Consider the following 11,021-nt stretch of genomic DNA (forward strand, 5'->3'; position numbering starts at 1 on the left):
GGCGGATCTTCCGCAGAGCCCGATGCAGCCCGAATCGAATGACGTCAATCGCAGCAGCGGTCCTCACCCTGGAGCGGCAACGCTGAAAGACCTCAGTGGCTGCCAGCGGGCCGGGTCGAGGACACGGTCGGTCAGATAGGTCCGGGCGTCTGCGGTAGGGACGGGGCGACGGCGATACGGGCGGCGTCCAGAACCCCGGTGTGTGGGGTCAGGGCGTCGTAGTGCCGGGTGCGGCAGGTGAGGATGAGGGGCCCGGCGTCGCGACCCTTCTGGTAGGCGTTGAGCGCGCGCACGACGGCGGTGGCGCGGGGCGCGGCGGGGTCGGGGGACCCGTCAGGGGCCATGGGGTCCATCTCGTCCAGGCCGTCCAGGCCGTCCAGGACCGGCAGTACCCGACCGTGCCGGACCAAGCTCGCCGCCAGGTCTGCGGGCCAATCGTAAGCCTCCATCAGCCGCTGCTGAAGCAGTTCGGGCAGGGACTGGCGTTCAGTGTCCCACCGCGACAGCGGGACACGCACCGGGACGGGGTCGTCGTGACTGCGGCCGTCGATGAGGGCCAGCAGGAGTTCCAGGGCCAGGACGGTCTTGCCCGACCCGGCCGTGCCGGTGACGACCAGGCGCAGCGGCCCGGTGGGACGGTAATGGGTGACTATGTCCGGCAGTCCTGCCGGCCCCGGCCCACCGACGGTCAGGCGCCCGGCGGCCGGAGCTGTGGCCGAGCGGGCCGGAGCCGGGTACAGGTCGTAGGTGAGGTTGATGCGCCGGGTGTCGTCTCCGAGCAGTTGTCGCCACACAGCGCTCTCCCCGGCCTCGATCTGGGCAGCCAGCGTCGCGGCCCACCCACGGGCGAGCTCGGCGTCGTTACCCTCGACCGGCTTGCGGAGCGCAACCACCGCGACCATGAGCGCGGCCACACTCAGGGGAAGGCCCAGCAGTCCCGCAGTGTCGCCGCCCCGGGACCACCGCGTGTGAGCTGCCGAATCACGTACACGATGCTCACCACGACCGCCAAGGCGCATATGGCCCTGGTCAGCGGCCAATCGCGCCGATGGCGGCATCCCCCAAGTCCTGTCATATCCTGATTATTGTCACCAGCCTCCCGCCACAGAGACGACTTCTCTCACCTGTGACGCGAACGTATTAATGTGCGCTCCAGGCATGGAAGCAGCTGACGGAATACTGATCCGCTTGAGCGTGGCCTCATATTCACCGCGAGCGCGAGACCGAGGCTCAGCGCCCCCTGGAGCGCCGCTGCACAAGATTCCTTAACAGTCAAACTTGGTGACACGTACTCAAGGTCCGATGACACGAAACAGCCTGTCCCCGGCAAGGGCTTCGGTCGCAACGGCAGGGCCCGGGAATTCCATCGCTCGAAGCGTGGGGACCCTCTGTCGGCGTACATGTGAACGTGGTTCCGGCGTGATCTCCGACGCCGATGGCGGCGCGATCAGCCGGGATGGTGACCCCGCCATGCGCTGTAGCCGATCAAGCGGTACACCCGGATCGCGGCATTGATCGCCTTTGCCGGCGGCCCTGCCGAGTCCACGGAACCGGGACCGGCGACGACCGCCGAGCGCACTTGGACGGGACATGCCCGCCAAGCCCGGAGCCGGAGGAAACTGGTCGTGACCGCCTGCACCACGACCGTGGGCATGACCCGGCTCACCTCGCCGAGAAGGATCCTCGTCATCCCTCACGCGGGCGGCGCACGCGCCGGCGAACCTGTCCCAGAACCCCGTCGATGCAGTCGAACCGCGCCGCGGCCCATGCACAGCCACCAGCCCGTCGGAGACCACGGGCCCCTCTCACGGAGGGAACGCGATGCTCACCACGCCGGCCACCGCCTTCGAACCCCAGGCTCACTTCGCTGGTTCGCCAGGCTACTCGGCCGACGGACGACGGCGTCGCTCGTCCAGCCACTCGAAACCCGCACGCATCTGAGCCTCGGTCAGGCCGGTCTCCTCCAGGAGTTCAGGCGGCTTCAGTCCCTCAGGGCGGGCGCGCAGAGCTCGCTCCAGCCTGCAGGCCCAGAGCTCCGCGCGAACAAACGGACGCTGCATGAATCTCTTCTCAAGGGCCCGTTGGCACTCCTGCGAGCAGGTCATCCCCACCCGTTGGCCATCCTCCTCGGGATGAAACAGATCGACCGCCGACGAGTCCGGCAGGACAACCGGATGCGGGTAGGCACCGCGATCCGGCTCGACCCACAGCGTCGTCCCACACTCGTCGCACCGGGCCGGAGACTCCCCCTTGCCGGATGCGCCACGCACGTCCGGAGGCATGCCCGCACACTTACCCGCCGTCGGTGATCCCCACACTGTCCGCTCCCAGACTCACCCGATCGGGTTCGTCACGGGACGGGGAGGGGTGCCTCACTCGCCTCCGACTCGGGAACGCCTTTGCGGACCGCTACCGCTCGGCCAGACGGAGGGCAACATCTGGCATCTCACTGCGCGTTGGGTACGAGGCCCGCCCGGGATACGCACACCGCATCAGGGCCACGGCACCGACTCGGGCACCGGCTGCGTACCGTCCGGAGGATCCGTGAGTGAGTACCGAGTCACTCACACAACGTTCCGCCACCTCACCGAGGCCTGAACCTCGACGGCTCACAGCGCGATGACCTGCGACAGCTCTTGATCGGCAGTCTCCCGGAGAAGTACACCGCGCCGCTCTGGCGCATCCAGTAGCAGACGCGACCGGACCCTTCCGGGCCCGATAAGCGGTTCACGCGATCGGCCATTGTTGCTTGCGGCGGCGAGTCCTGGGGTCTTCGCCCTCACGCCAGGCGACCATGAGTACAGCGCCGGTGGTACGTGCAAGATCTGTAGGAACCACGAACTGCAACTCGGCCCCAGGAGGAACTTCTCGCCAGTCCTTGATGGGACTGGTAGCGCGGTAGCGACCACTCTGCGAGATCCAACCACCTGTCACGCCTACCTTGTGAGCAGAGGCGTACCCAAGGTTGTTGAGCACATACGTGCCTTCAGGACCGCCAGCCCGAACCGTCAGACGGATCGCAGGATTCTCAACGCGTGCGCGCCGCACATGCACGGCCTCTGTCGCAACGACGCCAACCAAGACCCCTATGACGGCTGTAGCAAGCTCTCCCCATCCCATGGTGGAACGCTACCCAGCGTCAGACCAACGGTACGGGTAGCTCGCCGGACTGAAGCACTGATCCACCGGCGCCCGGTAATGGATCAACCGAGACAGCCCACGCCCCAAGCATCACCTGCCTAACAACCTTCTTCACGGGTTCAAGTGCCCGCGCCCGGCGGCGCGCTACGTGCAGCGGGCCAGAAGCGAGAAGATCAGCCGCGGGTGAAAGACATGCCTCCGGCGGGGGCGCTCAGGCTCCGAGATGGCAGGGGCGCCGTTCGCGAGTGCCGGCCGGTTGGAGGCGTGCGCGAGGAGCTCCCATCCCGTCTGCCGTCGACCCAGGCAAAGCCGCAGACGCGGCCCCTGGCGTCCAGGTCGTTCGTACAGTGGCGCGCTCCACCTGGACGCCAGGAACCACGCCCGCTCCACGGTGTGTGGGTCGACGGCAGACGGGATGGGAGCTGGGCAGGGTGGTGGGCTGAGGAATTGTCCTCAGCCCACGGCCGCTGCGACGATTCCCGTCCCAGGCTCATCTGCGGAGGCCACCCACCCCGGATAGGCTGTTTTATGGCGGAACTAGTAAGTATGAACGGATGCTGAGCTGGGGTGCGCACTTAGCCTCAATCGCGGCGGAGCTCTATTTCGGCACTGCGCCGTGGCTGGTCACCGGCGGCTCATCTGGCACGCGGCGGTCGACGCCGACAGTGAGCCCAGACGTCGAACGCTGGGATCCACCGTCACAGTGACGGCCGCCCGGAGCCCTGAAGGGCCGTTGGAATTCGCTTGGACACAGCCACGGAGGTACGCGCCATGACGTTCATGGAGAAGCACCGGTTCGCCGGGAGTCACACGGAGAAGTCAATCCTGAAGCTCTCGTGGGAGGGCGAGTTCTTCGGAGTGGGCCTCTTTGAGGAACTGGCCAGGATGTATCCCGAGCATGCCGACGAGATGACGGCGTGCGCGACGATGGAGTGGTTCAACACCCACTACTGCGAGCCTTTCACTCACGACGCCGGCATGCACGTCACCGTGGAGAGGGCCGAGAAGCTCGGACGAGAAGGTGTGGCGCTCGCGCGGCACTACCGCACGTTCGAAGGCATTGCGAAGGCCACGATCGAGGAGACCAAAGAGGTCGATCCGCTGTTCAAGCAGCTCAGTAAGGGCGCCGGCACTCCCGAGCTGAAGGCACTCGGAGATGACCTGCTCGACCACGAGAACGCGATGCGGGACTGGATGCGGTCCGAGCTGGACGGGAAGTCCGACGGCGCCGCGAAGGTCTTCGAATACCTCGAACGTCACGGGATCACGCGAGAGGACGCCATCACCCCGCGAGAAGACAGAGAAGACTCCGCAGGGGATCAGCAGCAACTCGTCCTGGCGTTCTTCGACAGCGAGGACGAGGCCGACCATGCCGCTGAGGCGCTGAAGGGCTGGGAGAAGGCCACCGAGTACATGAAGGTCGACGCGATCGGCGTACTCGTCAAGGACAAGGACGGCAATCCCAAACAGCACAAGCTCGGGAGGAAGGCCGGCAAGCGAGGCATGGGGGTCGGCATCGCCCTGGGCCTGGTCGCGGCGATCCCCACGGGCGGCCTGTCCCTGGTCGGAGGTGTGCTCGGAGGCGGGGCCGGGGGCGGGATCATCGGCGAGTTCTTCCACAAGGGCCTCAAGATGACCGACGAGGACGCGGCACGCATCGCGGACGAGCTCGACGCGGGTCACGCAGCGGTGGGCGTGCTCACCTGGGACTTCGAGACAGGGGCCGTGGCACAGATGCTCAAAGAGCTGGGCGGCACTCCCGAGGCGCACAAGGTGGCTAAGGTGACGGCGGAGTAGGTGTCCACCAACCCGACACCATGCCGACCAGCCTCGGCTCGGCGCTCCTCAGGCCAAACTGGCCGTGCCTCGCCTGGGTTGCCGTACAGCAGCGAAGTACAGCAACCACTGTGACCGCAGGCGACCGCCAACGGCCATCAATGGCTAACTGACCAGCCCACCAGGGTCGCGCCCCCTGTCCTGCACTCGACGGGACGCCATCCCCACCAGACCCCGATGACCTCCCAGCCGAGAGTTCGGGGCGAAGAGGTCGTGCCAGATCCGTGGCAGGTCGTGCGGGGATCCATGGGGAATGGCGGGGAACACGAGTCGGCCCGCCGCGTCTCACAGCAGCTTCACCGCAGGTCGGAGCAGCAACTACCGCCAAAGAACCCAAGCTCCCCAAGCTGAGAGCGCGAGTTCGATTCTCGTCACCCGCTCCAGAGAGAAGCCCCGGGTCAGCGACCTGGGGCTTTTGTTGCGCCACCAGCCCTCCAGTGCCTTTCGCTCCGCCACACACTCGAAGATGGGGCACGTGACGGGCACGAGTGCTTGGTTGAGGCGAGCGAGCCTCTGCTCCTCATGGCAGCGTGTATCGCTGACCTGCTGTTTTCACGCCGAGCAGCGCAAGATCGTACGAGGAGGGCCCTCAGCCTGCTTTTCCCGCAAGAACCCTGCCGAGCGGGGCACTACAGGGGACGATTCCAAAGCCTTCGGGCCAGCTACGCCGCCGCGCTGCCCCGAACTGCCCGGCGACCGCTCCCCGGACGCGTTCTGGGCGACGGTCGAGGAGCGGTTGGCCACGGGCCGGATGTGGCTGCTGTTCGTCGCGGACCGGATCCCGTTGGAACTCTGGGCGATCGTCGAGGGGTGACGGGAACCTCCGCGTTCTCGTCCCACGCATCCACGGCGAGGCAGCCACGGCGGCGAAGCTCCCTTCCGGCTGTCGGACGACGCAGCGCACCACGCGTGCCGACTGGACGCTGTGGTGCGGACGCGCCTCGCCCCGGAAACCGGGCTTGTCGCGACTGCGCTGCTCGATCGTCGTCACCCACTCCTTCGGCGGCGGGGAGCCGCCGACTGACGACCAACCTCGTCGTGGAGCTGGAGCCGGTGTACGGCGACGTCACCGACATCCACACCCCGAACACCCACTGACGCCGCGTCCGCTGACGCTGCGCCCGGCCCGCTCCCGCCGTCGACCGGCGGCGGTTCGGGCAGCGCTGCTTCGTCAGCCGTCGGTCGCCTCCATGTTGGCGGCGGGGATCGGCACCCAGCGGCCGGGACGGTGCGAGATGCGGTCGTACCGGTAGCCGTCCAGTCCCTTGATACTGGTGCTGCGGAAGGGCCGCCCACGGTCGTCGATGCGAACCGTGCCGGTGCGGCCTTGCGAGGACCACGTCAGGTCGAGGTACCAGTCGCAGGTGCAGGACTCGTTGAGCGCTGTGACCACAAAGACCTCGGGCTCCTGCAGAGACACCCGGTAGGGGAAGCCGATCGCGGGGATCTTCGTGCCCGCCCCGTCGTCGCCAGGCATCGAACGGGCCCGGGGTTGCTGAGCGTCGAGGTCCACGGAGAAGTACCGAGGGACGATGCCGGCGCCGCAGCCGTCACCCAAGGAGTAGACGGTGCCCCGGTCGGCGGAGGGCGCGGCACGGTTGACCACCCGCACGTGCAGGGCCTCCAGGACGACGGCGGCGGAGCCGCGTCCCTGCACGGTGATCTGCACACCGGTGGGGCCCCCGTGCACCGCCCGCTGGGAGGAGACCCACGCCGCGATGTCCTCCGGGTGCGGCGGTGGTGCGACCTGCCCCGGCGCCTTGGCGACGACGTAGTCCTCGCCACAACCGTTGAGTCCGAGTGTGTGGAAGTCGGCGGTCCAGGTGAGGGGAGCCACGGGTCGGGCCGTGCCTGCGCCGGCCCGGTTCGCCGTGGGGCTGCCGTCGTGTGTGGCCGACGCGGAGGGAGGCCCGGCGGCGGACGCGGTGAGACCGAGCAGCGCGACGACGAGCGAGGCCGCCAGCACCATCGACCGCACGGGCCGTAGCCGGGGACGCCCGCCGGGAAGCCGCGACAGGGGCCACAGGGGCGACAGGGGCGACGGCAGGGTCGACTCGGGATGCCGAACTGCCGACGGGATCATCCTGGGCGCCACCACGTCCAGCCTGTCCCCGCCGGCAGAAACGGCCGATACGACATCGTCGGCGGCGACGATTGACACCCCTGCGCCCGTGCTGGGGTGGGGCGCCGACGCCTGCCGGCCATGGGAAGGGCGCGGTCGTTGCCGTGCGGCGTGAGCCAGGATCCAACGGCGGTGCAACTCCACGCGTTCCTCGGGGGAGGCTCCGCAGAGTGCTGCGAACTGCTCGATCCCGCCGAAGTCCAGGGGAACCGCCTCTCCGGCGCAGTAGCGGTGCAGCGTGGAGGCATTCATGCCCAGACGGCGGGCCAGCGCCGCGTAGCTGCGGTCGGTGCGCTCCTTCAGACGCGTCAGCAGTAACGCGAACTCCGCTACGTCATCGTGGATTGCAGCCATGCGGTCCGTACTCGCATCCATCCGTCGGCCTGTGCAGTCATGTCCCGATCCGGACAGCATCCCAGGCACTTCCCCCACACCTGTACGTCAAGACGGTTGGGATGGTTCCGGGATTGCGCCATCCCTCTCCTCGAGCTCCTCAAGACCACCCTCAGCCACGCCCACTCCCACACCACTCCCACACCATGACCAGCCGCCACAACCGGCTGATGGCTGGGGAGCGCCACCCGCACACGGGCTGGAAGCCACGCCGTACAAAGCCGCACCTCGGCCGTTGTCGACGTCGACGTCCCGGCGGCGGATGCCGGCCGGCTCCTCAGACCGCATCGAGCCGTACGCGCGGACGTGGACCATGAGCCGCCACCGGAAGCCGATCGCCTCGGCGCGGGCGTCGGCCTGGGAGGCGGTGGCGATACGACGCTCAGCCGGCCCCCGCCCGATCACCTCCGACCTCCGTGGGCCCGGCCGGCGAAGAGCCCGCCACCGCCACGAGCAGCGGGGGCTCTGGGGCAGGGCCGTTCGCACCGTCGGTTGCCGGGGCGGCGGGCGCGGCGCGGGTCAAGTCCACCGGGGTGTCCGGCCGCCGGCCTCAGAGGGGCTCACCATCCCGGACAGGCATCCCAGGCTTCCTCGTTTGTGCAGGTTGTCGGGGGTGGGATCGTTCCACCGTTACAGGCCGGCGGCGGCTGTTGTCCCAGGCCCACGAGGCATCCGAAGCTGTGGCTGTCGCACCGGCTGAAGCGGCCGACCGCCCGGCAGTGCCACGCAACCCACCTCACCCGTCCTCTGGGACACCCATCTCTTTGGGCGCCCAAGACGCAGGGCGCGGACGCTCATTGGGGCGCCCGACCGCCTTCGCCCTGTCCCCGCGGTCCGGGGAGGAGACGGATGGTGTGGCGGCGACAGCCCGGCACGCACCTTGATCCGCAGTGCCGGACCGCGGGCGCGTGCGACCTCGTACCGATCAGAAAGGAACACGCAGATGAACGTGAAGTCCCTTGTGAGCAGCCGTGTGGCCGTGGCCACGGGTCTCGTCCTGGCTCTTGGGTGGGGTGTGTCGGCGCACGCCTCCGCCACCGGGCCACGGACGACCATCGGTAAGGCCAGTGATGTGGTGACGCACCGCTCGGGCGGCAGTGGCGCGGTCGCCGCCTGCTCCCAGGAGGTCCTCGGGGTGTCCGCTGTGAAGGAGCCCGCGGACAGCGAGGACGCCAGGCACCTCCTCCTCACCGTCCAGAACGCCGGCGACAAGAAGTGCAACCTCTACCGCTACCCGCTCGTGCGGCTCGGTGCCGGTCGGACAACGGCGCCCGTGATCAAGGAGAGCGACCCGAACCCGGGGGTGCCCGTCACCCTCGCCCCGGGTGAGGAGGCGTATGCCGCTCTGCTCGTCAACGGCCCCATGGACGAATACGAGGCGAAGAGCATCACCCTCAGCCTCCAGGGTCGTAAGCCCGGCAGCCGCGCGGGCAAGCCGATCGATGTCCCCATGCCCGTCGAGACGTTGTACGCCAACGACTATCAGCGTGTCACCTACTGGACGACTGCTCCCGGTTTCGCCCTGGATTTCATCATGTCGAAGTGACGGGCCTCAAACCCCCACCCGCCCCTGGGACACCCGTGTCTTCGGGTACCCAGGACGCGGGGGGTGCGGTGAGGCACACGTGCGCATGGTCGGTCGGCCCGCCCGCCCGCCCGCCCGCCGTGGCGCATGCGACCGGACGACGACCGTTCCCCACCAGTCGCCGTCACCTTGCCGCATAGCGGCTGACATCGCCAACTCACCCACCCCCTTCCCGTCCTTCCCGTTCTTTCCGTTCTTCCCGGAGGTCCTTTTGCCCCGCGCACGCGTACTCCCCCATGCCCGGGTCCGGGCCGTTGTCGTGGCCGCCCTGCTGGCGCCCCTCGCCGCCTGCTCGCCGAGCGCCTCCCCCGGCGCCCCGGACTCCAAGGTGACGCCGAGCGCCGACGACCGCCCTGTCACGGTCACCGTCACGCCCACGGGAGAACAGGTCCCGGCGGGCGCGCCCGTGAGGGTCACGGCCGCGGGCGGCAGACTCACCTCGGTGACCGTCACCGACGCCGAGAACCACAGGCTCGCCGGCAAGGTCGCCGCCGACGGCCGGTCGTGGGTCTCCGACCGCAAGGCCGTACCGGGCGCGGCGTACACGGTGACGGCGGCGACCCGGACCGAGGGCGGAACCGCCAAAAGCACCAGGGCCGCCTTCACCACGGCTCCGGCGGACAAGGTCAACAAGGTCGACTGGCGACCGGGCGCCGACGCCACCGTCGGCATCGCCCAGCCGATCTCCCTGGTCTTCGACCATCCGGTCAAGAACCGGGCCGAGGTCGAGAAGCAGCTCAAGATCACCACCTCGAACGGCACCGAGGGCTCCTGGGGCTGGATAAGCGACTGGTCGGGCAAGGACCGGGTGGACTGGCGGCCCAGGACGTATTGGAAACCCGGAACCAAGGTCACGCTGAACGCCGAGTTGAACGGCACCGACTCGGGCACGGACGGCGGCTGGTTCGTACGCGACTACACGACCGCCTTCACCATCGGCGCCCGGCAGGTGGTCAAGGTCGACCTCGACAGTCACCGACTCACCCTCGTACGCGACGGCGAGACGGTCCGGCGCATACCGGTCTCCGGCGGCACGCCCGGCGGTGACAAGCGCTCCTGGCGCGGAACCGCCGTGCTCATGGCCAAGGAGGGCACGGTCAACATGAACTCCGAGACGGTGGGCCTGGGCGACGCCTACGACAAGATGGTCGACCACTCGATGCGGCTGACCTGGTCGGGCATGTACGCGCACGCCGCCCCGTGGAACGCCCGCTACTTCGGCAAGGCCAACCGGAGTTCGGGATGCATAGGAATGAGCGACGCGGACGCGGCCTGGTTCTACGGGCAGGTGCGGCCGGGCGACCCGTTCGAGATCACCGGCAAGGACACCAAGGGCGTGGTCGCGCCCGGGAACGGCTTCGGGGCATGGAACCTCTCGTGGACCGAGTGGCAGCAGAAGAGCGCCCTGCGCTGAGAAGGGGTTTGCGCGTTCCCGCCCCCCTCGCCGATCAGTTGGCCTCACTCGTCGACGAGGCCAGGCCGCCGACAAGCCGGCCGCCGCCGAGGAGCAGCAGGGCCGAAGGAGTCGGATCAAAGGCGAAGATGATCCGAATCTCGGACCGGCCACCCGATCCCGGCCTCAGCTCCTTGAGGTGATGCAGGTCCGATCCCTTCAGCCGGTCTACAAGAGGACGGCCCAGAGTTGGACCAGCGTCACGCAGCGCGGCAACGGCCTGGGCAACCGGGGAGGCAGAACCGAGGTCCTCCTTGATCAGCTGCCGGAAGCACTCCGCATCGGCATGAGATCGATGCGCGGTCAGCTAGGGCCTGTCCGGCGGATCAGGTCGCAGGAAAGCAGGGGTGACCGATCAGCGCAGGTGAGCGGGGTCTGGTGGGCCCAACTGCAAGGCGGAGGAGGGCGTCGACGCGGAGCGTCGGCAACCGACGACAACGCGGCAGGTGGGCGACTACGCCACCCTGCGCGCCGCCAACACCGAGTCGACC

Annotated in this window: 8 protein-coding genes and 1 pseudogene; 5 read left to right on the top strand and 4 right to left on the bottom strand. The window is 68.6% G+C overall.

The genetic code is table 11. The annotated features are described in order from the left end of the window. A pseudogene (locus tag ABZ464_RS51445) lies at positions 1–86 on the top strand (IS5/IS1182 family transposase); the annotation flags it as partial. A 45-nt stretch (positions 87–131) separates the two neighbouring features. On the opposite strand, the gene ABZ464_RS51450 reads toward ABZ464_RS51445, so the two are convergent. Then, positions 132–902 (bottom strand): NACHT domain-containing protein, encoded by a 771-nt coding sequence (locus tag ABZ464_RS51450; RefSeq protein ID WP_359289842.1) that lies wholly within the window; start codon positions 900–902, stop codon positions 132–134. Positions 903–1,880: 978 nt separating this feature from the next. Next, positions 1,881–2,282 carry a hypothetical protein gene (locus ABZ464_RS51455; protein ID WP_359289844.1) on the bottom strand — a complete coding sequence of 134 codons (402 nt, stop codon included), beginning with the start codon at positions 2,280–2,282 and terminating at the stop codon, positions 1,881–1,883. A 1,630-nt stretch (positions 2,283–3,912) separates the two neighbouring features. Here ABZ464_RS51455 and ABZ464_RS51460 point away from each other — a divergent pair. Both ABZ464_RS51460 and ABZ464_RS51465 read left to right on the top strand, forming a co-directional pair. Further along, complete coding sequence (locus tag ABZ464_RS51460) at positions 3,913–4,938, top strand: hypothetical protein (RefSeq protein WP_359289846.1); 1,026 nt, start codon at positions 3,913–3,915, stop codon at positions 4,936–4,938. A gap of 514 nt (positions 4,939–5,452) precedes the next feature. Further along, positions 5,453–5,791 carry a hypothetical protein gene (locus ABZ464_RS51465; RefSeq protein ID WP_359289849.1) on the top strand — a complete coding sequence of 113 codons (339 nt, stop codon included), beginning with the start codon at positions 5,453–5,455 and terminating at the stop codon, positions 5,789–5,791. Positions 5,792–6,148: 357 nt separating this feature from the next. On the opposite strand, the gene ABZ464_RS51470 is transcribed toward ABZ464_RS51465, so the two are convergent. After that, positions 6,149–7,453: a helix-turn-helix domain-containing protein gene (locus tag ABZ464_RS51470; protein WP_359289851.1), complete on the bottom strand. Its 1,305-nt coding sequence runs from the start codon at positions 7,451–7,453 to the stop codon at positions 6,149–6,151. Between the two features lie 982 nt (positions 7,454–8,435). On the opposite strand from ABZ464_RS51470, the gene ABZ464_RS51475 reads away from it, so the two are divergent. Next, positions 8,436–9,038, top strand: coding sequence for a DUF4232 domain-containing protein (locus ABZ464_RS51475; RefSeq protein WP_359289853.1), 603 nt, complete (start codon positions 8,436–8,438; stop codon positions 9,036–9,038). A gap of 250 nt (positions 9,039–9,288) precedes the next feature. Further along, positions 9,289–10,491, top strand: coding sequence for an Ig-like domain-containing protein (locus ABZ464_RS51480; RefSeq protein WP_359289856.1), 1,203 nt, complete (start codon positions 9,289–9,291; stop codon positions 10,489–10,491). Between the two features lie 34 nt (positions 10,492–10,525). Here the strand turns inward: ABZ464_RS51480 and ABZ464_RS51485 are convergent, their stop codons facing one another. Further along, positions 10,526–10,837, bottom strand: a complete 312-nt coding sequence (locus ABZ464_RS51485; RefSeq protein WP_359289858.1) for a type II toxin-antitoxin system RelE/ParE family toxin — start codon at positions 10,835–10,837, stop codon at positions 10,526–10,528. Between the last annotated feature and the right edge of the window lie 184 nt (positions 10,838–11,021).

This window comes from Streptomyces sp. NPDC005820 (assembly GCF_040630255.1).
GTDB lineage: Bacteria > Actinomycetota > Actinomycetes > Streptomycetales > Streptomycetaceae > Streptomyces.